This window comes from Pseudomonas sp. P8_229, assembly GCF_034008635.1.
In the GTDB taxonomy this organism is placed as follows: Bacteria; Pseudomonadota; Gammaproteobacteria; order Pseudomonadales; family Pseudomonadaceae; genus Aquipseudomonas.
Genome location: NZ_CP125378.1, coordinates 170593 through 189999 on the forward strand (window position 1 = coordinate 170593; position 19407 = coordinate 189999).

Consider the following 19407-nt stretch of genomic DNA (forward strand, 5'->3'; position numbering starts at 1 on the left):
GCTGAGGGCCTCAGCCGTTATTTGCTGATCGACACGATCGTCGCTCTACTCCCCTCCATCCGGAAGGAAAACGTCACACGATCCCCCACCACCAGGCCGTTCAACTGAGCAGGCGTCACGGCAAAAGCCATCGTCATCGGCGGCCATTGCAACGCCGCAACAGCGTCATGCGCGAGGGTCACCGTGTGGCTTGCCGGATCAATCGCCTTGATCGTTCCCTCGGCACTGGCCAAAGGGGTTTGCTGCGTTTGCTGCTGCATGTCCATGCCCGGCATATCGTCCATTTTCATTGCGGATCGATTTTCTGCGTGGCTCGCAGACGCGAACAGGAAGAGACTGCCGGCCACTGCAACGAGTGTCAGTTTCATCGGGTTTTTCCTTCAAGGGTGGAGGGTTCAACATCGAGGGTACGACGGCGCATCAGGCGATACGCCGCCGGGATGACAAACAGCGAAAGCAACGGCGCCGTGAGCATGCCGCCAACCATGGGGGCAGCGATCCGGCTCATGACTTCGCTACCGGCGCCGCTGCCCAGCAGAATCGGCAACAGGCCAGCTATGATGACGGCCACGGTCATGGCTTTTGGGCGAACCCGTTGCACAGCGCCTTCACCAATCGCCGCAAGCAAACTTCGATCAGAGTGCTCGCCAAGGTCATTGCGTGCAGCCCATGCCTGCTTCAGGTACAGCAACATGATGACCCCAAACTCGGCGGAAACGCCGGCCAGTGCGATAAAACCGACGCCCGTGGCCACCGACAGGTTGTACCCCAGCCAATAGAGAAACCATGCGCCCCCCGTCAACGCGAACGGCAACGTGGCCATGATCAGTGCCGCCTCATCGAAACGCTTGAAGGTCAGGTACAGCAGCACAAAAATGATCGCCAGCGTCGCCGGCACGACTATTTTGAGTCGCGCATTGGCCCGTTCGAGAAACTCGAACTGCCCCGAGTAGCTCAGGCTCATACCCGGCTGCAGCTTGACGTGCGCATTGACTGCCTCGCGCAGGTCTGCGACCACCGCCGCAATGTCCCTGCCGCGCACATCGATGTACACCCAGCCTGCCAACCGCGCATTCTCGCTCTTGAGCATCGGCGGTCCCTGCGTGATGCTGATTTTCGCCACGGTACCGAGGGTGATCTGGCTGCCGTTCGCGGTGTAGATCGGCAGCTGCGCCAAGGCCTGCGGCGAATCGCGCCACTCACGCGGATAACGCAGATTGATCGGAAAGCGCGCCAGCCCTTCGACGGTCTCCCCGACATTTTCGCCACCAATGGCGCCACTGACGATCGACTGCACATCGGCGATGTTCAAGCCATAACGGGCAGCGGCCTGACGGTCGATATCGACATCGATGTAGCGGCCTCCGGTCAGCCGTTCCGCCAGCGCCGAACTGACGCCGGGCACGTCCCTGGCGACCCGTTCGACCGCCTGGGTCACCGCGTCGATGTCCGCGAGGCGACTGCCGGCGACTTTTACGCCGACCGGGCTTTTGATACCGGTGGCGAGCATATCGATGCGATTGCGAATCGGCGGAATCCAGATGTTGGTCAGGCCAGGTACACGCACCACGCGATCGAGCTCCTCCACCAGTTTTTCCTGGGTCATTCCCGGGCGCCACTGGTCGTGAGGCTTGAATGCAATGGTGGTCTCGAACATTTCCAGGGGCGCCGGATCCGTCGCCGTTTCAGCACGGCCCGCCTTGCCAAAGACGTGTTCGACCTCCGGAACGGTCTTGATCAGGCGGTCCGTGAGTTGCAGCAGTTGCGCGGCTTTCTGCGCCGACAACCCCGGCAACGCTGACGGCATATAGAGCAGGTCGCCCTCGTCCAGCGGCGGAAGAAATTCACCCCCCAAACGCGACAGTGGCCATAACGCACTGGCCATCACCAGCAACGCCACCAGCAGGGTCAGCCTCGGCCACCGCAATACCGCATCCAGCGCGGGCTGGTACAGCCCGATCAGCCAACGATTCAACGGATTCTGCCGCTCACCGGGGATGCGCCCGCGAATCCAGTACCCCATCAACACCGGAACCAGCGTCACCGACAATCCGGCCGCTGCCGCCATGGCCCAGGTTTTGGTAAAGGCCAGTGGAGCGAACAGTCGCCCCTCCTGGGCTTGTAACGTGAACACCGGAATGAACGACAGCGTGATGATCAGCAGACAGAAAAACAGCGCCGGCCCGACTTCCTGCGCCGCGTCCGTAATGACCCGCCAACGCGGCTCACCTTCCAACGCCTGACCGGGATTGGCCGCATGCCACGCTTCGATCTTTTTGTGGGCATTTTCGATCATCACTACGGCGGCATCGACCATGGCACCAATAGCGATGGCGATGCCACCGAGCGACATGATGTTGGCGTTGATCCCCTGATAATGCATGACGATGAAGGCCATCAGCACACCCACCGGCAGGGAAATGATCGCCACCAGCGATGAGCGCACATGCCACAGGAAAATCCCGCAGACCAACGCGACGACGATGAATTCCTCGAGCAGTTTGTGGCTGAGGTTTTCCACGGCATGATCAATCAGGGTGCTGCGATCGTAGGTCGTGACGATTTCCACGCCGGGCGGCAGACTGCTTTTCAGCTCATCGAGTTTGCGCTTGACCGCCGCAATGGTCTGGCGAGCGTTCTTGCCGCTGCGCAACACCACCACGCCGCCAACCGTCTCGCCCTCGCCATCGAGTTCACTGATACCACGGCGCATTTCCGGGCCCAGTTGAATCGTCGCCACATCACCCAGGGTCACCGGGGCACCGCCGGAACCCAGTTTGAGCGGGATCGCCCGGAAGTCATCCAGCGTCTTCAGGTAGCCTGATGCGCGCACAATGAACTCGGTCTCCGCCATCTCCAGCACCGCCCCGCCCGTCTCCTGATTGGCCTTGCCGATCGCCTCGCCGACCTGTGCCTGGGTGATGCCGGAAGCGGCCAGTTTGAGCGGATCGAGCTGCACCTGATACTGCTTGACCATGCCGCCCACCGTGGCCACTTCGGCGACGTTGGGCAGGGTCTTGAGTTCGAACTTGAGGAACCAGTCCTGCAGTGCGCGCAGCTGTGCCAGATCATGTCCTGCGGTGCGATCCACCAAGGCGTACTGGAAGATCCAGCCGACGCCTGTCGCGTCGGGGCCCAGCGCCGGTCTGGCAGCAGCTGGCAAGCGGCTCTGGATCTGGCTCAGGTACTCCAGCACTCGCGAGCGTGCCCAGTACGGGTCGGTGCCATCTTCGAACAGCACGTAAACGAAGCTGTCACCAAAGAACGAATAACCGCGCACGGTCTTCGCCCCCGGCACCGAGAGCATGGTCGTGGCCAGCGGGTAAGTGACTTGATTCTCGACAATCTGCGGCGCCTGCCCCGCAAAAGGCGTGCGAATGATCACTTGCACGTCGGACAGATCCGGCAGTGCATCAATCGACGTGTTCTGTACCGACCACACGCCCCATGCACTGACAAACAGTGTCGCCAGCAGGACGAGCAAGCGATTGGCCACGGACCAGCGAATAAGCGCGGCGATCATGGCCGGGGCTCCATGCTGTCCGTGCCATCACCTGCAACGATGCCCTTGAGGCTGGCCTGCGAATCGAGCAGGAACTGGCCCGACGTCACCACTTGCTGGCCTTCCTCCAGGCCCTTCAAGATCACCGTTTTGCCCGCGCTTTCCTCGCCGATTTGCACGTGCACCGGCCGGTAATGCCCGGCGGCTTCGGCCAGCATCACCAGATCCCGGCGCCCCGTGCGAATCACCGCTTCGCTTGGCACCCACAAGACGCTGGCGGTGCCTGTCTGCTGCAGGCTGACCTGCGCGGTCATGCCTGGCCGCAGGCGTTCATCTGGATTGGGCAGCTCAACCCGCACACGCAAGGTCCGACTGTCTGCATTGGCCTGCGGCAAGATGGCGTCTACACGGCCCTTGAGCGTGGCGCCCGGGAACGCCGGCAGACGGGCCTCGACGGCTTGCCCCACGGAGAGTGCTGCGCCTGCCGATTCGGGAACGGCCACCGCCAGCCAGACACGGCTCAAGCCGTTGACCCGCGCCAGTGTTTCGCCAGTCGCGACGGCCATGCCCGCACGTACATTCAGCTCTTGCAACACACCCGCCAGCGGGCTGGTGAGCGTCAGGTAAGGCGCAACCTTGTCCTGCCGCTCAACCCGGGCAATCAGCGTATCGGGCATTCCTGTGAGGCGCAGACGCTGACGGGCAGCCCGCAACAAATCGGCATCACCGCTGCGTTTCATGGCCAGAAACTCGGTCTGGGCCGCCGCCCACTCAGGCACAAGAATGTCCGCCAGCGCCGCGTTGGCCTTGAGCACATCGCCGGGCGCATGGTCATAGACGCGCTCGACAAAACCCGGCGTGCGCGCCTGAACCACCGCAACGTCACGCTCGTTGAACGCCACAATCGCACTGACATCAAGGCTGGAACTGAAGACCCCGCGCCTGACCGGCGCCGAGCGCATGCCGAGGTTTTGCGCCACTGCAGGATCGATATTCACCGTCGCGCGGTCATCCGCCCCGCTGGCGTACTGCGGCACCAACTGCATGTCCATGAAGGGTGACTTGCCCGGTTTATCGAACTTTTGCTGCGGGTACATCGGGTCGTACCAATACAGCGCCTTGCGTTCGGCCGGGGCATTGACACTCTGCGCAGCTGCCATTTCAGTTGACTCGTTCATCTGCAAGTGCGCCGCCAGGTAACCACCGACGCCGCCCAGCAACAGCAAAATGCCCGCCAACACCCACCTGTTCCCCTTGAGGTTCATTGGCCGCTCTCCCCGTAAGCAAAATAAAGCCGCGCGTTGCTCAGCGCTCGTTGCGCTTGCACATCGACCTGTTTCAGGCGCGCCTGGATCAGCTCGCGCCGGGCCGCCACCACCGCATTCAAATCGCCCTTGCCGGCGCGATAGCTCGCCATGCTCAACTCGACCTTCTCCCGGGCCAGCGGCAAGAGGCTGTCCTCGCTGCGGTGCACCGCCCGATCGAGCTGTTCATAGTCGGCCAGTTCACTTTCCAGTTGCTGGGTGTGCTCGCGCGACAAGGCATCGCGCTCAGCCTCCAGCTGGTCGAGTTGCGCTAGCCTGGCGGCGATCACCGGGTTCTGTCGAGTCTCGGGGAACAACGGCAAGTCCCAGGACAACTGCACGCTGACCATGTCGCCGAACTGGCGGTCACGGTGCTGATAGTCCAGCTCCCAGCTCCAGTCGGACTTTTTCTGCGCCTGGGCGTCGTTGACTCTGGCCTGCGCCTCGCGAGTCATTGGCGCAAACGCCGCCAATTCTGGGTGGTGCTGCAGGTTGTGGGCGATGCCCGAGGTGTCCACCGGCCATTCGGGCAGTCGGCCCTGAGGTGTGGCATCCGCCACCGGACCAATCCAGCGCTTGAGCGCTGCCTGTGCCTGAGCACGCTGGCGAATCAAATCGTCCTGCTGCTCCGCCAGTTGTGCCGCCTCTTGCCGAGGCGTTACCGCATCCGCCGGTTGCGCACGACCACCGGCAATCTGCGCATTGACGGTTTCGGCGAGCAGGCGGTTTTCTTTGTAGAAGTCCTGGAACAATGCATTTTTGCGCTCCACCGCATAGCTGCTGATCCACGCCAATGCCGTGGACTGGCGCACATTCAGACGCTCGATCCGGCGTTCGGCTGCCGCACGGTCAACAGCAGCACTGGCCACTTCGACACGCGCCTTGCGTTTGGCTTCGTTGGGCATTTCCTGACGGATTCCGACCATTTGCATGGTCATGAAATCAGCGTCGAGACTGCCGCGATTCGGGCCGCTGACGGGATAGTTCTGCACCCCTAACAGCAGTTTCGGATCAGGTAATTCCCCGGCGGGAATGGCCGCGCTGCTGGCAGCGTGGATTTTTGCGTCTTGCGCGATCAGCGAAGGCGCCGTGTTTTCTGCCAGCCGCAAGGCTTCGTCGAGTGTCAACGCACTGGCGAAACCCGGCCACGCCAACACGCTTGCCACAAGGCCTGCCACAAGCGGCCGCCCGGTGCAAAAGCACTTGGAGTTCATGTTTACGATTCCTGTAATGAGCCACTGCCCGCGTGAACGACACGCGCACAGCCAAGCCATCCCGATGGACCGGGATGAGGTTCAAATTGCGACAGGAATCAAACGCGTGGCGGTCGCCAGACCCCGGACGGGGTCGAGACAGGGAAAGAGTCGCCCGAAGGCATCAGTACGACGGGGCTGAACAACGTCACGGCGGGCTTGATGATCGAGACCTCAAGCATGCCCCCAGTCTTGCACTCCTGCCCGGGCTTGCAGGGTTTACCGTGCTCGACCGGGCTTTTCATATCATTGCAGCAGTCCATGCCCATGCCATCCATCATCGCCATGCCCATGGCTTGCATCGGGCACGGTTCGCTCGGCACCTGAGTACCCGCCATCCCACTGAGGGGAAGCGCCAGGCTGATGACGAATATGAGCAATAACCGCAATTGACGTTTCATGGTGTTGGAGTGTAGTCCGCGGATCGTCGGCTGCCTATGAGGTGCGCGAGATATCAACGGGTCAGGATTAAGGCAACGTTACTGGGTAGCCCGTTGCTCGATGATGACAAACTGGCCTCGATTGACGTTCACGCTTACCATACTCACCGCTCGTATGACCGCTTCTTGCTGGATCAATCATGACCAGTCTCCAGTTCGTCTGCAGCCGCACCCGGTGGCGCCGCCGACCTGGCTTTAATCCCCCACGTCCCGGCCCCTTCTCAAGAACGCTCACGCCGAGTAGAAAACATGAACCGTCAAAAGAAACTGCAGCAGTTGTTCAAGGAAAAGGCCAAGAAGGCCAGCGCCAAGCTGGCGCCGAAAAAGCCCAAGTACATCAGCAAGGCCGACCGTTTGAAAATCGCCGCCGAAGCGGCATTGGAGCCGGTCGAAACCACAGAGGCCTGATTCGCTCCACGCGCCTTATAAAAACGGCGAAATGTTCTCCATCGCCCGCGTGATGTAGAGGTCTTTCTCGCCAACCGGTACCACGTAGTGCAGCGCATTGCGGGCGGCCTCCTCACCGGCAAGACGGGTGATACACCAGGTCGCCAGATACTGCGAGGCCAGGCACCCGCCGGCAGTGGCGACATTGCCCTTGGCCACGAACGGTTGATTGAGCACCGCCACGCCGGCCTCTTCCACCCAGGGTTTGGTGATCAGATCCGTACACGCCGCAACCTCATTCAACAAGCCGAGCTTGGCCAGAATCAGCGTGCCCGAGCACTGCGCACCCAGCAGTTGCCGCGCCGGATCGAGCCGCAGACGCGACATCAGTTGGGCATTCGCCACGATGTCCCGGGTCAGGCTCCCGCTGCCGACCAATACCGCGTCCGCGTCGCTGGCCTCCTCCAGCGAGACCTGTGCCTCGACCACCAGGCCGTTCATTGATCGCACCTTTTGCGTGGGGCCGGCGATCGACACACGCCAATCAGGCTGCTTGACCCGGTTGAGAATGCTGTAGGCGATGAACGAATCCAGTTCGTTGAAACCTTCAAAAGTCAGGATCGCGACGTGCATGATGAGCCTCGGGTCAGATTGCCGGTGGCGCATCGTAGAATCGGCCGATCAATACAATCAAAAAATTGTCATGACTACATTCTCGGCAGACATCGACAGGCACGGTAGCTTTCAGCCAAAAGCTATAGGACAGTGGCGTGCATCGACTGGTGAATGAAAAGGCCAATACTCCATGAAGCCCCTGGATCTGACGCGTTTCGACCTCAATCTTCTGGTGGTGCTTGAGGCACTTTGGGCTGAAAGACACGTCGGTCGCGCCGCGCAAAAACTGCATTTGTCGCAATCGGCCACCAGCCACGCCCTGTCACGGTTACGCACGGCTTTTGACGATCAACTGTTCATTCGCAACCCGCGCGGGATGGCGCCGACGCCGCTGGCGGTCGAGTTGATGCCCAGAGTCGCGGCAGTGCTCGAATCGGTGCGACTGGTTGCCAGCCCTCGTGGGCCTTTTGATCCGGCACGTTTGCAGGCGACGCTCTCGGTGGCGGCTACCGACCACGCGGTGCTGACCGTCATAGCCCCGGCGCTGGCGCACATTCAGGCAGCAGCACCGGGTGTGGTGCTCAAGCTCGGGTCGGCGGATGGCGAATCGGCGATGCGTCAGCTGGACGCCGGTGAGATCGACCTTGTGCTGGGTTCGGGCTCGTTTGCTCAGGTCCCGCAGCGCTTCGATTGCCAATTGGCACACAAGGAGCGCTTCGTCGGCATTGCACGCAAGGGCCACCCGGCGCTGGTCAAGCGTGGCAAGAAACTGCACATGGAACTGGATGACTTTACCCGTCTGCCGCACATTCTGGTTTCGCCTCGCGGCGATAGTCGGGGCGCTGTCGATGATGCGCTGGAGCTGCTCGGCCACAGCCGCCAGGTCAGCGTCACCTGCCCCAGCTTTCTGGCGGTGCCGTTCCTGGTCGGCGCTTCACAATCGATCGCCGTGTTGGCCGAACGGGTCGCCTTGCAGATGCAGGACACCGCGCAACTGAGCCTCTTCGAATTGCCGCTGGCGCTGCCCACCTGGGAGGTATTCGTTATCCGCGCACGGGGGCGCGCCAACGAGCCCGCCGTCGAATGGCTCACCCAAATGTTGATCGCCGACTGACGATCAATCTCGTGCATCGAGATGCTGCGCCAATGCCATTGGATCGCAAGCCTCGGTCCTCCTAGAGTGCGGGTGTCGTTCATCCCGCCCGCCCGGAGTACCGCATGCAAACCCAACCCACGCTGGTCATGATCCCTTGCTTCGCAGGGGCACCATGGCACCTCGAACAAATGACCCACTTGCAGGGCCGCTCCATGCGCACCCTTCGCTTGCCCGACGACGTGCGCGACCTGGAAACACTGGCCAACTTCATCGTTGATCAGGTGAAGGATCTGCAGAGCTATGTGCTGGTCGGCGATTCCTACGGTGCGGTTGCCTCGATCGCGGTTGCAACACGCCAACCCAAAGGCCTCAAGGGACTGGTGCTGTCCGGCGGGTTTGCCAAAAGCCCGATCACCTCGCCCCTGCTCAAGACCCTCGCCGCGCTGGCACCGTTCTTCCCCGGGCCGTTTTACCGCCAGACAACCCTGCGCGTCCACGCCGCGCAACTCGCTTCATCGTTCGACCAGGAAGGAGAAATCCCCTGGTCAACCGCCAAGAGCCGCGCCTTCTTCATCAAGGAAACGCCGCACAAAGCCTACGTCAATCGCGTGCGCTCGATCGAGACAGTCGACTACACGCCCCTGCTGAAGAAGATCGACGTGCCGACGCTGATCCTGACCCCCGAAGAGGACAAGCTGATCGGCAAAGCGGCTGCGGGGATCCTGCTGAAGGGCATCAAGGGTTCACAGGAATTCATCCTGCCGCGTACCGGCCACATGTTCAGGTTCTCGCATCCGGGAGCGTATTCGCTGGAGGTCAGGAAGTTTCTGGAACGGGTGGCGCTTTGAACGAGTATCTGCGGGTGTTTACCTGTCTGTGCTCGTCTGCCGAGGAATCGTCAAACTTGAACGCTTGGGCCGCTCTCGCGATGTAAAAACCCGGACTTTTAACAGCTTGTCAATAGTACGGTTGAGCGACTGTGCGGGAGGTAGCGCGGTAGTAGGCTTTCATGGCGTCACACGACGCGAGTGCCCGATCTGTTCAGATTATTGATAAAGGCAGGTCAGGCCTTTGTTTAAGCCGCATGTCAGATAACTGAAAGGATTCGAACATGAAAAAGTCCATTACTGCTCTGGCCGTATCCGCGACGCTCGCTTTCACCGCAACTGTCGCAAACGCCTCCGTGCATCCGACCCCCCTCAAGGCTCCCCAGCCCGTCAATCAGGTGACCGCCTCTATTGACACTACATTCGGAACCCATAAAACAGCGCGCACAATCCAGATGGCCAGCCTGGCCAGAAGTTGCTCCGATGATCGATATTCCTGGTGGGAATACAGCGGTTGGGAAATCGTCGCTTGTCTCGGAAGCAGCCAGTGGTAACTATTCAGGCGAGCCTGGTGCGTGACGTGTGTGGGCACGCACCAGAGCCTGTTGCTCGATGCATAAACGCTGTGACGCTTTGCGGGCGTACATGAAGTCAAAGCACGAAGCCCGGGTATCCGGCAGCGAGTAAACCAGAACCCGGGCCTTCGATGAGCCAGGAAACTACGAGGCGACGTCAAGGTGCGCCCGTGTCATCCCTTGGTCAGATCAACCAACGGCGTCTGCCGCACCTCAGTCTCGCGCCCAGCCTGAATCTCGCTCACCTGCTTCAAGGCCTTATCCACAGCGGCCTTATCCGCCAACAAGCTGTAGCTGATGCGGAACTGCTTGTGTTCCTTCGGCCCGATTGTGGGCACCAGGTTCAATGGCCGCTGATAACGGCGGTTGTAGGAAAAACTTGTCCCCGGCTCCAGCCCCGTGACATAACCCTGGCCTTGGGTATCGGTGTTTTTCCACAGGGAAAACACCGGCAATGTCTGAGTATTGAAGCCGACCGAAACGCCCAGGCTGCCGGCCTTGTCATGCAACACGGTCAACGTATCGCCCTTGGCATCGGCATACGGCACCACGTTGTAAACCGTTTCGTCATAGTCCTTGGTCGGTGCGCGATAGGTTTGCCATTCGGGCAGATCGCCCTTGGCCTTGTCGTTGAACGGCGACACCTGTTTCACCGGCGCGGCGAAACGAGCGCCCTGCTCCAGGAACGGGGTGCTGAAGTTACTGTGATACAGCGCCTGGTATTCCTTCGGATAGTCGCCGTTGTTGGTCAGGGTGTCGTTCAGGGCGAACACTACGCTGCCGGGTTCGGTGACCAGTTCAGTCGCGACGGAGAAGTCGACCTTCTTGAACGCCTGCTCTTTCAGTTCGCCGCGCAGGGTGATGGCGTACGGTGGTAGTTCGTCGATGTGCAGGGTGACTTTGTTCGCAGGAATGTTGGCGGCCCGACCGTGCAGAGTCAGCAGTTCGCCGTTATCGACGCCGGGGTGCCCGACCCATTCATATCCGCAGCGGGTGACCAGCTCATTGAAACCTTCCAGCCAGCCCAGACCACCGCGGCCATTGAGTTCGATAAAGGACGGATTGACCACTTCCTTGACCGGCGAATCCCAGCCCATGCGCACATTGCCGACCGAGGCCTGCAAGACGTTCATTCCCCGTGTCGGCACTACCGAGAGTTTCATCGTGCCGTTATCGATGTCGACGATGCTGACGCCCTCCTGCCGACCGCCATGCAAGGTGCGCAGGGTAACGCTGAAGGGTTTCTCGGTTTTTACGCCGAGTTGCTGGCTGGTGATCTGCCAGTTCTGGGCGGCTTTGTCGGTATCGAGCAGAACGTAGTCCCAGGCCATGGCGTGGGAGGCAGCGGACAGTGCGCTGAGGGCAACAACGAGTTTGAGCGGGGTCATGGCAGCAGCCTTTCTTGGAGTTGTGCGCTTTTTATAAACGTGATGAAACGTTTCAGCAAGCTTAAAAAGTGACACAACACCAGTCAATACCAAGAAAGATCTGGGACAAACCGGAAAAACGAGTCGATGCCATTGCGGGCTGGCTCGAGCTCCCACATTAGATCGAAGGTGAACACCGGTTTTGTGCACATTCGAGATCAACTGCAGGAGCGAACCTGCTCGCGATGGCAATCTCGGTAACGACTCAGGGAAACCAATCAACCCCATGCCGCAAATCCACCGCGAGTTTCTCCAGCGCTTTGGCTGTCACCGTCATTGGCGGATCCGGAGGCACGCTCAAGGCGCTGCATCACGACGGCCCGTGACGACACATGTTCTCCATGGGCGGTATCTCGCACTCGCAGCTGGGTTAAGGCACAGGCACGCAGTTTGCTGTCGATAGCCAAGTTGAAGAGTGCCAAATCCCGTGTTTTCTCCGCTAGCTGGAGTCTGACCCGAATGGCCCAGATATCTCTGACTTGAAGCGGTGCTTTCTGCCCGACAATTTTTCCCTTGTTCCAAGGCTGATGGCTGTGTGCGGCATTAGTGTTCATGGCTGATCCTCCACGTTGAGGGAGGATAAGGGTGGATCAGTCACGGTGAGTGAGGCCCGCAATCCGACCCAAAGCAGTCCTTGATGTATGTTCGTTGTCGCCATATGTTACTGGCATTCAAGGAGGATTCTGACTGATGGCACGCGTGGGATTGATACTGACACCCGGTTTTGCGGACTGGGAATATGCTTTCATTGCTGGAACTGCGTCCCCGTATTACGGGATCGACGTCAGGTTTTTCGCTTCTGCTACGGGGCAGTTCCGCTCGCAGGGTGGATTGGATGTAACTGTCGATAGCAGTTTGCAACAATGTCTGGACTGGAAACCGGACGTTGTCGTCGTCATTGGAGGAATGGTCTGGGAACGTGCAGAAGCACCGGATATTCGAGACTTTCTTCATGCTAGTCGTTCAAGTGGAGCAACAATTGCCGGTATATGTGGGGGAACGCTGGCACTTGCGAGGGCCGGGCTTCTCGACACGGTTCCTCATACCTCGAACAGCTCTGACTTCTTACAACAAAATGCCGTAGGTTATGAAGGGCGCACTCTTTATCGAAGCAGTCCAGTAGCGGTGGTTGCAGACCGCATCATAACCGCTCCAGGCACTGCACCCGTTAATTTCACCTGCGCAGTGTTCGAAGGAGCCGGGCTATCTTCAGAGATCATTTCTCAGTTCAGGTCAATGTTGGCAGCGGAACATCGGTGACCGCCACGTCCTACAAAACAGCCGATCAGGTGATGTATTCGAGTCGCTACTTTTGACCGAAAGCAGGCGGGTACTACCTTGTTTCAGCTGCGTCAGGAGGCCAGTCCTCATAGAAAGAGCCGCCTACAGGGATCGGGTGGCCATCCATATGGTACGCAGCCCATGCCAATAGGTGTGCCATGCGTTCTGCAGCAACTGGCGACAGTCCGCAAGACTCTCTGACTTCGTCTAGCCGCACTCGGCAAACATCGAGGAGGCGTCGAACGCCTGAAAATCCACCGAGATAGAGATAGAACTCGTCGAGAACGATACCCACGCCTGAAACACCATAGGTGCCGGCGACACCTGGCGCCTCCTCATATATGGCCTTCACATTATGACCTTCCAAGGTCGCGACAGCGGTTAGTACCTCGCAAAAAGTATCTTTCATGCTGTTGCTGACCCAGAGGTCATAGCTGTTGCCGATGATGATGGGCGCGCCCATGAGTCTTACCCTGATTTCGATAATGGAATGCTATGAAGAAGAGACGGATTCAGCCATGTAGCCAGTTTTGAATAGGCCGTCTCGGCTCCGATTATTACCGTTTTTGGCTGGAAAAGGCCATGCGTGGGCGGCCACTCTTGGCCGGAAGGAGTCAGCCACGCACGGCCGCTTCTGGTCGGAACCGGACGGTGAAGTCCCAAGATTTTTTTAACAAACGGAGTCTCCCTACATGGAAGTCATCAATAATTTGCAGCCCGAAGCGTGTGCAGGCATGGAGGAAATCCGGCGCGAGATCGATGCCCTTGATCAGGCTGTCATCCAGCTGTTGGGCAAGCGCTTTCACTACGTACTCGCGGCCTCGAAGTTCAAGACCTCGGCGACTTCAGTGCGTGCGCCAGAGCGGTTCAAGGCCATGCTGGTAACTCGACGCGAATGGGCAGAGGCGGAGGGCCTGAATCCGGATGCAATCGAGAAAATGTACAGCGACCTGGTGAATCACTTCATTGCAGAAGAGATGAAGCACTGGGCTGCTCATCAAGCTGACACTTGATACCAGTGGCCGGGCTGTCTGCCGTGAGAAATCGATTTCGGCAGTCATGACAGGCAGCAATCGGCCAAAAGCGGACGTTCAACGGAGCGGGAATCACCTACCGAAGTTCTTCTTGATGACTTTCGAATTGGACGTGTCTTTTTTCAGCATGAGCTTGATACACATCAAGTACATAGGGTCGCGGACAGTGTAAGCACCCGACTGCTCGTTTCTGGTCAGCAGAGGATTTGCACCAGCGGCCAAATCGGAAAGGATGTTACCTATCCCCATGTGTTTTACCGCCGTACTTGGGAACTCGATTCTGATACGTCTGTCGATGTCGTTGGCATCGAATTGGTGGCTCGAGATTCTTCCGATACAGTAGATCGCTTGGTTTCTGCGAGCCACCGTTGTGTCACGGCTGTTAAGGTGTCCTTCAATAGCGGTATAGCAAGCCCGAAGCCCGCTGAGCAACCACTCTTCGTCAGCTCTCTCTAAGAGTTTGGTGTCATATACCCAGCTGTTGTCCTCGATTTCATGGGCGAGCGCTTCACAGTATTCATGGACACGTTGTGCGATGCCTAACGTTACAGACCAGATATGGTCGGCAACTTCAATATATTGTGAGCCAGTCAGGTTAATGTCGAGCTGAGCAAAACCCTTTCGGATGACTTCTTGAACCTGCCCCGAATCGAGTCCTTCTACCTTCCGGATCTCGAAAATTCGGTTAGCGACCGAGTCAGAGTTCTTCGTCTCTCGAAAATACTGTAGGACCCCATTGGGTACCCCAACAATTAGGAAGTTGATGTTGCATTGAGAATAACGACTATCGTCTAGGAGGATGATCAGATCGGCCAGCTCGGACATCAGCTCAGGCGTGTCAAAGATGGACTCGAGGTTGTCGAGAACAATTATCTTCTTCTGTGCTCTGCCAGCGGAACCACTATCTGCGAAAAGCCGAAACGCCCTGAGAAGCGGGTCCTCCTGCGCTACTGTATAGCTATCAGTATGCTTCAGGCCACCCTTCATGACTGCCGCGTTCACTTCCGCGGCTTTCTCTTCGCTGTAGCCAAGCTTGGACGCAGTACCTGGCTCTGTGATCGCCCCGCAAATTTCCTCGGTAATGGATTTATTGCGAGAGGCGTTCGCACAGTTTGCCACCACATAAGGTAGGCCATTGTTGGAGAGTGCTACCTTAAAGAGCCAGGTCTTCCCGTTGCCGCTTTCACCGAATAACAATGTATGGCTGTGCCGGCCAAATGCCTTGGCTAGATCTTTTTCTAACCTAGGGCGTGCGACATACATTGCAGGATTCAGCTCCCTTGAGCGCGGCGTGAAAACCTCGTTGATCGCTTTCCTGCTCATGTTATTTCCGTTCTTGGCTCGGTAATGGCAATGCGATGGTACCTGTGTTTGAGCCGGATAGAAAACCACGGCAGTACACTGAAATGGATACTGGAAGGCGAAGATATGTCCGAATGATGTGTTGGTGGCCGTTCTGGCTCGATAGCTGTCAGCGGTGGCCACTGTTTTCGACCTGCCTCGACCGTTCATGGAGGGTTGCTACGTTCGAAACCATACCCTCGTTCGAAGGTACTTCTGCTGGTGTGATTGTAAGCTGCACCGCTGGAAGGCTGCGTTGGTCACGTCTGTAATCGGCCAAAAGCGGACAGTTATTCAGGTTAGCAATCCTTCCTTGAAGCTTGAAGGCATCTATGAAACTAGGGTTGATTCATATCGGTTGTTTCCTATCCTTCCACGCGCTACCCTCGCCAGATATCATAAAACTACCGAGTCAAGCTGAGGATCTTTTATAATAGACTAAAATCTGCATACTATGGACAATTCATAAAATCAAGTTGAAGAGTTTACAAATTTTTAGCAACCATGGAATAAATGTATGCACGTAACTGTTAGTTGGGATATATCTGCTACAGGAACAAAATGGACAGAAATAAATAACGAAATGAAAGGTACTCTTCAAGGGTACTCATGGGTTCGACCTCTAAAATCACTGTATGTGGTGAAAGTTGACTCACCAGAAGAGCGCGGAGAGTTAAAAGATGCACTAATTAGTATCATTAAGAAGAATAAGGATAAGAAAATTCATTTGCTCATAACTCCTCTTATGCAGGGGGGGAGCTACACCGGGTGGCTTCCCAAAAGTCTTTGGGAAAAACTCGACCAGAGGACTAAATAATGACCGCCTCTGATAATCAACTAGAAAACCCGCCGTTACATGATGAAGTAGAGCGCTTTGAAGGAACGCCATCTTCGGAAAACCCTACAGGAGATGCATTTAATGTCACGGTGTCGATTCCGGACTCCATAAACATAAAAATGGTTGACGCATCCGCTCTATCTGACTACGAGGTCTGGGTTTTCATTTCGTCACTTTTATCTAGCGCGTTTGTCGGATTCCTGGTTGCCTATTTACAAGCGGTTGATGCTAACTCGGCGAGTAAAACATATGCAGGTTGGGTGGTAGTTGTTTTTGGCATCCTGTTTTTAGTATCGTTAAGTACAGGCTTCTCTAAGCGACTAACTCTAAACAAAAAAGGGAAAAATATACAACTTAGAACAACAAGTGCATCAATATCAAAAAAAGGCGCTTAATTTGACGCATATCTGTTGGTTCCCTCCAATTTATGCCTATCTGCTCTAAAAGGACGCTTCTGGCCGTTTGCTGCCATCCAATAGAGCGCTGCAATCGACCCTTTGTCGCCTCTGCGCCCACCCCGCCTTTTTCGGTCTGTACTTCTGGTTAAACCCTGTCGCTAAAACGAGGTGCATGCGATGAACAACGACCAGATGGCACCCGAGACAAAAGGCGTTTCGGTGCAGTTGCTGGCAACAGTTGACCTTGGCCCGGAGATCGACGGCATGGCCGGGCGCCAACTCAGGATGCGTAGGGTGACCATCGAGCCTGGCGGCGTCTTTGGCCCGATTCATAACCATGTAGACAGGCCCGGCACCGTCTACATTCTGCAAGGCACCATCACAGATCATCGCGATGGCGTCGCCAGGGATTACGGGCCGGGAGTGGGCTGGCCCGAGGACAGGAACACCACGCACTGGCTGGAGAACAGAGGAACGATTGCGGCAGTGGAGATCTCGGTCGATATTGTCCGGCAGGAGTGAGCGCTGGCCGTATTCGGACGCAGCGATCCCTCACAACCGGCCTTTCAACCACAGCGAAACTCGCAGGCCACGCTGTCCCACCTCATCCACAAACCCCAGGCCCACCCGCGCCCCGGTTCGCTCGGCGATTGCCGTGACGATCGACAGCCCCAAGCCAGACCCCGCCTCCCCCGTGCCCAGGCTGCGGTAAAACGGGTCGAACACCAGCGATTGCTCTTCAACGCTGATACCCGGCCCGGAGTCCCTGATCTCGATGAGCACGCCCTGCTCCGCTGGCTCGACACTCAAGTCGACCCGGCCGCCCTCCGGGGTGTAGCGGATGGCGTTGTCCACCAGGTTCTTGATCAGGATGAACAGGTCCAGTTCGTTGATCACGACCTGCACGTCCTCGACGCTTTCCACGCCGATATCGATGCCCTTGTTCTCGGCCAGTGGCAGCAGGTCTTCCAGCACCCGGCGAAACACGGCATGCACCGAAACCGCCGTCTCGGCTCGTTGCGTAACTGATTGCGCGGCGGCCAGGGCCAGCAGTTGCTCGATGAGTTTGCGGCTGCGCTCGATGCCTTGGGCCAAAGGCATAAAGTTTTGCCGGGTTGCCTCGGACATGGGCGTGGACGCCAACCGCTCTGCCTGCAGCGACAGTGCGGTCATTGGCGAACGCAGTTCATGGGCGGCATCGGCGATAAACCGCCGTTGCGTTTCCATGGCCTGCGCAACGCGTTTGAGCAACCGATTGATAGCCACGACAAAAGGCCGGATTTCGCTCGGCAAGTGCTGTTCATCGACAGGGTGCAGCGCCTGCTGGTCGCGCTGATCAATCTCTGCCGAGAGCGTCGCGATGGGCCGGAACAGTTTGCGCACCAGGTCCCCGACCACCAACAGCAGCACCGGGAACAGAATGAGAAACGGCAGCAGGCTGCGCCAGGCGCTTTCCCGCGCCTCCTTGTCGCGCACGTCGGCCTCTTGCGCGACCACAATGCGTTCGCCTGTCGAGGTGGTCCTGACCAGAACGCGAAAGTTTTCACCGGCGATGTTCAGCGTCGACAAGCCATCGGCCAATGTCACCGGAAACGGCAACGGAATGCTGGCGTCGTCGTTGCCGGTCGCTTTGGTGCTATCGGCCAGGTACTGCACGATGATCCGCGACTCTTCGTCATCGCCGACGATCCGTTCGGCACCGGGATAGCGCAGGGTCATGTGCTGGCGATCGAACAACACCGCCACCTGGTGCAAGCTTTCGTCCTGCATCTCGTGCGCTTCTTTGAGGGCGGAGATGAACGCGAACGCCCCGGCCAGCACGGCGACGATGAGAATCGCCAGTGACAGCGTGACGGAAAGCCGCAACTGCACCGAGTCGCTCAGACGCCTTTTGAAACCATCCATCCCATCCCCCTGACGTTCTTGATGACATGGTTCCCCAGTTTTCGCCGCAACGCGTGGATCAAAAACTCCACCGCGTTGCTTTCCACTTCGTTGCCCCAGCCGTAAATCCGGTCCTCCAGTTCACTGCGCGAAAGAATGGCCCCGGGGCGAATCAACAGCGCCTGCAACAGTGCGAACTCGCGACTGGAAAGTTGCACCTCGGCGAAGTCAGCGGTGGAGGCCTGTTTGGAAACCAGATTCAATGAAACCTCGCCGTTATCCAGCAGCGATTGCGCGCTGCCACCGCGACGGCGCAGTACCGCGCGTATGCGCGCCAGCAATTCGGCCATGGCGAAGGGTTTGAGCAGGAAGTCATCAGCGCCGCCATCGAGCCCGCGCAGGCGGTCATCCAGGCCATCGCGGGCGGTGATGATCAGCAGCGGCACCGGGTTGTTGCGTGCACGAATGGCATCCAGCACATCGAGCCCGTCCTTGCCCGGCAGGCCGAGGTCGAGCAGCACCAGGTCGTACGTCTGCGTGTCCAGCGCCGCCAACGCGGTGAGGCCGTTTTTTACCCAGTCGGTGGCGTAGCTCGCGTCCTTGAGCGCACCTTCGATGGCATCCCCAATCATCGGGTCATCTTCGACCAGCAGAATCCGCATGCACCGCTCCGACAGAAAAAGGCGCGACGGTGATTCCCGTCGCGCCTGTATTGAAGCACTTGAACCGGCGTTTGTCCGCCGCCGGTTCCGTGCCGACTTACTGCTGGCCTTTCATCGCATCGAAAGCCTTGAGCAAGTCGTCCATGGCCGACTTGCAGTCAGCCTGCTTTGGCGTACTGGCGCGCAGGGCATCAAGCGCACGGTCAATGGCTTTGTCCAGTACATGCCAGTCAGCGGCGGCCCGAGGCTTGATGCCGGCTTCGGCGGAGTCCCAGGTTGTTTCCAGATCCTTGATACGGGTCTTGGCACCGGGCAGGTCGTTTTTATCGACCAGTGCACTGACGTCGGCGGCGATGCTGCGGAACTCGCTCAGGTCGCCCAGTTTCGAGCCGGACTGCGCCGGGGCACTCATCGAGCTGGTCGATGCGCCGGCAGCGGGTTTGTCGGCGGGTTTCGAGCAACCGGCGAGGCTGCCGAGCAGTACCAGAGACGAGATGATCGCAACGTGACGAATAGTCGTTTGAAAGGCGCGCATGTGGTTTC

The 19407-nt window shown here is 58.3% G+C and carries 21 protein-coding genes and 1 pseudogene; 9 read left to right on the plus strand and 13 right to left on the minus strand.

What is annotated here, in order from left to right; translation table 11 throughout:
* Positions 1-17 precede the first annotated feature (17 nt).
* From QMK55_RS00695 to QMK55_RS00715, 5 genes are all read right to left on the minus strand, one after another.
* Positions 18-368 (minus strand): copper-binding protein, encoded by a 351-nt coding sequence (locus QMK55_RS00695; RefSeq protein ID WP_320328399.1) that lies wholly within the window; start codon positions 366-368, stop codon positions 18-20.
* Positions 365-3523, minus strand: coding sequence for an efflux RND transporter permease subunit (locus tag QMK55_RS00700; RefSeq protein ID WP_320328400.1), 3159 nt, complete (start codon positions 3521-3523; stop codon positions 365-367). Before QMK55_RS00700 ends, QMK55_RS00695 begins: the two co-directional genes overlap by 4 nt.
* Positions 3520-4767 carry an efflux RND transporter periplasmic adaptor subunit gene (locus QMK55_RS00705; RefSeq protein WP_320328401.1) on the minus strand — a complete coding sequence of 416 codons (1248 nt, stop codon included), beginning with the start codon at positions 4765-4767 and terminating at the stop codon, positions 3520-3522. Before QMK55_RS00705 ends, QMK55_RS00700 begins: the two co-directional genes overlap by 4 nt.
* Positions 4764-6020: a TolC family protein gene (locus QMK55_RS00710; protein ID WP_320328402.1), complete on the minus strand. Its 1257-nt coding sequence runs from the start codon at positions 6018-6020 to the stop codon at positions 4764-4766. The genes QMK55_RS00705 and QMK55_RS00710 overlap by 4 nt, the downstream gene beginning before the upstream one ends.
* Positions 6021-6118: 98 nt before the next feature.
* Positions 6119-6460: a hypothetical protein gene (locus QMK55_RS00715; RefSeq protein ID WP_102357526.1), complete on the minus strand. Its 342-nt coding sequence runs from the start codon at positions 6458-6460 to the stop codon at positions 6119-6121.
* Between the two features lie 288 nt (positions 6461-6748).
* Between QMK55_RS00715 and QMK55_RS00720 the strand changes: the two genes are divergently transcribed.
* A complete protein-coding gene (locus tag QMK55_RS00720; RefSeq protein ID WP_320328403.1) occupies positions 6749-6907 on the plus strand; it encodes a DUF2986 domain-containing protein in 159 nt (52 codons plus the stop codon).
* A gap of 15 nt (positions 6908-6922) precedes the next feature.
* Here QMK55_RS00720 and QMK55_RS00725 read toward each other — a convergent pair whose 3' ends face one another.
* Positions 6923-7519: a DJ-1/PfpI family protein gene (locus tag QMK55_RS00725; protein WP_320328404.1), complete on the minus strand. Its 597-nt coding sequence runs from the start codon at positions 7517-7519 to the stop codon at positions 6923-6925.
* Between the two features lie 172 nt (positions 7520-7691).
* Here QMK55_RS00725 and QMK55_RS00730 point away from each other — a divergent pair, with 172 nt between their 5' ends.
* The 3 genes from QMK55_RS00730 to QMK55_RS00740 all read left to right on the plus strand — a co-directional run bounded on the left by QMK55_RS00730 (position 7692) and on the right by QMK55_RS00740 (position 9978).
* On the plus strand, positions 7692-8615 hold the full coding sequence (locus tag QMK55_RS00730; protein ID WP_102357523.1) for a LysR family transcriptional regulator: 924 nt from the start codon (positions 7692-7694) through the stop codon (positions 8613-8615).
* Between the two features lie 104 nt (positions 8616-8719).
* Entirely contained in the window at positions 8720-9445 is a 726-nt protein-coding gene (locus tag QMK55_RS00735) for an alpha/beta hydrolase (RefSeq protein ID WP_320328405.1), read from the plus strand.
* Between the two features lie 263 nt (positions 9446-9708).
* Positions 9709-9978, plus strand: coding sequence for a hypothetical protein (locus QMK55_RS00740; protein WP_320328406.1), 270 nt, complete (start codon positions 9709-9711; stop codon positions 9976-9978).
* Between the two features lie 194 nt (positions 9979-10172).
* On the opposite strand, the gene QMK55_RS00745 is transcribed toward QMK55_RS00740, so the two are convergent.
* Together QMK55_RS00745 and QMK55_RS00750 are read right to left on the minus strand one after the other, a co-directional pair.
* Positions 10173-11387, minus strand: a complete 1215-nt coding sequence (locus QMK55_RS00745; protein ID WP_320328407.1) for an aldose 1-epimerase family protein — start codon at positions 11385-11387, stop codon at positions 10173-10175.
* A 341-nt stretch (positions 11388-11728) separates the two neighbouring features.
* Positions 11729-11980, minus strand: a pseudogene (locus tag QMK55_RS00750) (integrase); the annotation flags it as partial.
* A gap of 136 nt (positions 11981-12116) precedes the next feature.
* Here QMK55_RS00750 and QMK55_RS00755 point away from each other — a divergent pair.
* A complete protein-coding gene (locus QMK55_RS00755) occupies positions 12117-12686 on the plus strand; it encodes a DJ-1/PfpI family protein (RefSeq protein WP_102357516.1) in 570 nt (189 codons plus the stop codon).
* A gap of 73 nt (positions 12687-12759) precedes the next feature.
* On the opposite strand, the gene QMK55_RS00760 is transcribed toward QMK55_RS00755, so the two are convergent.
* Positions 12760-13170 carry a hypothetical protein gene (locus QMK55_RS00760; RefSeq protein ID WP_102357514.1) on the minus strand — a complete coding sequence of 137 codons (411 nt, stop codon included), beginning with the start codon at positions 13168-13170 and terminating at the stop codon, positions 12760-12762.
* Between the two features lie 229 nt (positions 13171-13399).
* Here QMK55_RS00760 and QMK55_RS00765 point away from each other — a divergent pair, with 229 nt between their 5' ends.
* Positions 13400-13720: an isochorismate lyase gene (locus QMK55_RS00765; RefSeq protein ID WP_102357513.1), complete on the plus strand. Its 321-nt coding sequence runs from the start codon at positions 13400-13402 to the stop codon at positions 13718-13720.
* A 93-nt stretch (positions 13721-13813) separates the two neighbouring features.
* Here the strand turns inward: QMK55_RS00765 and QMK55_RS00770 are convergent, their stop codons facing one another.
* Entirely contained in the window at positions 13814-15064 is a 1251-nt protein-coding gene (locus QMK55_RS00770) for an AAA family ATPase (RefSeq protein ID WP_320328408.1), read from the minus strand.
* A gap of 535 nt (positions 15065-15599) precedes the next feature.
* Here QMK55_RS00770 and QMK55_RS00775 point away from each other — a divergent pair.
* The 3 genes from QMK55_RS00775 to QMK55_RS00785 all read left to right on the plus strand — a co-directional run bounded on the left by QMK55_RS00775 (position 15600) and on the right by QMK55_RS00785 (position 16840).
* Positions 15600-15899, plus strand: coding sequence for a hypothetical protein (locus QMK55_RS00775; protein WP_320328409.1), 300 nt, complete (start codon positions 15600-15602; stop codon positions 15897-15899).
* The gene (locus QMK55_RS00780) at positions 15899-16315 is read left to right on the plus strand and encodes a hypothetical protein (RefSeq protein ID WP_320328410.1); all 417 of its coding nucleotides are present in this window, start codon (positions 15899-15901) and stop codon (positions 16313-16315) included. Before QMK55_RS00775 ends, QMK55_RS00780 begins: the two co-directional genes overlap by 1 nt.
* Positions 16316-16495: 180 nt before the next feature.
* Positions 16496-16840 (plus strand): cupin domain-containing protein, encoded by a 345-nt coding sequence (locus QMK55_RS00785; protein ID WP_320328411.1) that lies wholly within the window; start codon positions 16496-16498, stop codon positions 16838-16840.
* A gap of 30 nt (positions 16841-16870) precedes the next feature.
* Here the strand turns inward: QMK55_RS00785 and QMK55_RS00790 are convergent, their stop codons facing one another.
* The 3 genes from QMK55_RS00790 to QMK55_RS00800 all read right to left on the minus strand — a co-directional run bounded on the left by QMK55_RS00790 (position 16871) and on the right by QMK55_RS00800 (position 19399).
* Positions 16871-18223 carry an ATP-binding protein gene (locus QMK55_RS00790; RefSeq protein ID WP_102357507.1) on the minus strand — a complete coding sequence of 451 codons (1353 nt, stop codon included), beginning with the start codon at positions 18221-18223 and terminating at the stop codon, positions 16871-16873.
* Positions 18199-18864, minus strand: coding sequence for a response regulator (locus QMK55_RS00795; RefSeq protein ID WP_320328412.1), 666 nt, complete (start codon positions 18862-18864; stop codon positions 18199-18201). The genes QMK55_RS00790 and QMK55_RS00795 overlap by 25 nt, the downstream gene beginning before the upstream one ends.
* Positions 18865-18961: 97 nt before the next feature.
* Entirely contained in the window at positions 18962-19399 is a 438-nt protein-coding gene (locus QMK55_RS00800; protein WP_102357503.1) for a hypothetical protein, read from the minus strand.
* Positions 19400-19407 lie beyond the last annotated feature (8 nt).

Bases quoted from the DNA above. Each gene is read 5' to 3' on its own strand.
- QMK55_RS00695 (WP_320328399.1), bottom strand. From the start codon at position 368: ATGAAACTGACACTCGTTGCAGTGGCCGGCAGTCTCTTCCTGTTCGCG.
- QMK55_RS00700 (WP_320328400.1), bottom strand. From the start codon at position 3,523: ATGATCGCCGCGCTTATTCGCTGGTCCGTGGCCAATCGCTTGCTCGTC.
- QMK55_RS00705 (WP_320328401.1), bottom strand. From the start codon at position 4,767: ATGAACCTCAAGGGGAACAGGTGGGTGTTGGCGGGCATTTTGCTGTTG.
- QMK55_RS00710 (WP_320328402.1), bottom strand. From the start codon at position 6,020: ATGAACTCCAAGTGCTTTTGCACCGGGCGGCCGCTTGTGGCAGGCCTT.
- QMK55_RS00715 (WP_102357526.1), bottom strand. From the start codon at position 6,460: ATGAAACGTCAATTGCGGTTATTGCTCATATTCGTCATCAGCCTGGCG.
- QMK55_RS00720 (WP_320328403.1), top strand. From the start codon at position 6,749: ATGAACCGTCAAAAGAAACTGCAGCAGTTGTTCAAGGAAAAGGCCAAG.
- QMK55_RS00725 (WP_320328404.1), bottom strand. From the start codon at position 7,519: ATGCACGTCGCGATCCTGACTTTTGAAGGTTTCAACGAACTGGATTCG.
- QMK55_RS00730 (WP_102357523.1), top strand. From the start codon at position 7,692: ATGAAGCCCCTGGATCTGACGCGTTTCGACCTCAATCTTCTGGTGGTG.
- QMK55_RS00735 (WP_320328405.1), top strand. From the start codon at position 8,720: ATGCAAACCCAACCCACGCTGGTCATGATCCCTTGCTTCGCAGGGGCA.
- QMK55_RS00740 (WP_320328406.1), top strand. From the start codon at position 9,709: ATGAAAAAGTCCATTACTGCTCTGGCCGTATCCGCGACGCTCGCTTTC.
- QMK55_RS00745 (WP_320328407.1), bottom strand. From the start codon at position 11,387: ATGACCCCGCTCAAACTCGTTGTTGCCCTCAGCGCACTGTCCGCTGCC.
- QMK55_RS00755 (WP_102357516.1), top strand. From the start codon at position 12,117: ATGGCACGCGTGGGATTGATACTGACACCCGGTTTTGCGGACTGGGAA.
- QMK55_RS00760 (WP_102357514.1), bottom strand. From the start codon at position 13,170: ATGGGCGCGCCCATCATCATCGGCAACAGCTATGACCTCTGGGTCAGC.
- QMK55_RS00765 (WP_102357513.1), top strand. From the start codon at position 13,400: ATGGAAGTCATCAATAATTTGCAGCCCGAAGCGTGTGCAGGCATGGAG.
- QMK55_RS00770 (WP_320328408.1), bottom strand. From the start codon at position 15,064: ATGAGCAGGAAAGCGATCAACGAGGTTTTCACGCCGCGCTCAAGGGAG.
- QMK55_RS00775 (WP_320328409.1), top strand. From the start codon at position 15,600: ATGCACGTAACTGTTAGTTGGGATATATCTGCTACAGGAACAAAATGG.
- QMK55_RS00780 (WP_320328410.1), top strand. From the start codon at position 15,899: ATGACCGCCTCTGATAATCAACTAGAAAACCCGCCGTTACATGATGAA.
- QMK55_RS00785 (WP_320328411.1), top strand. From the start codon at position 16,496: ATGAACAACGACCAGATGGCACCCGAGACAAAAGGCGTTTCGGTGCAG.
- QMK55_RS00790 (WP_102357507.1), bottom strand. From the start codon at position 18,223: ATGGATGGTTTCAAAAGGCGTCTGAGCGACTCGGTGCAGTTGCGGCTT.
- QMK55_RS00795 (WP_320328412.1), bottom strand. From the start codon at position 18,864: ATGCGGATTCTGCTGGTCGAAGATGACCCGATGATTGGGGATGCCATC.
- QMK55_RS00800 (WP_102357503.1), bottom strand. From the start codon at position 19,399: ATGCGCGCCTTTCAAACGACTATTCGTCACGTTGCGATCATCTCGTCT.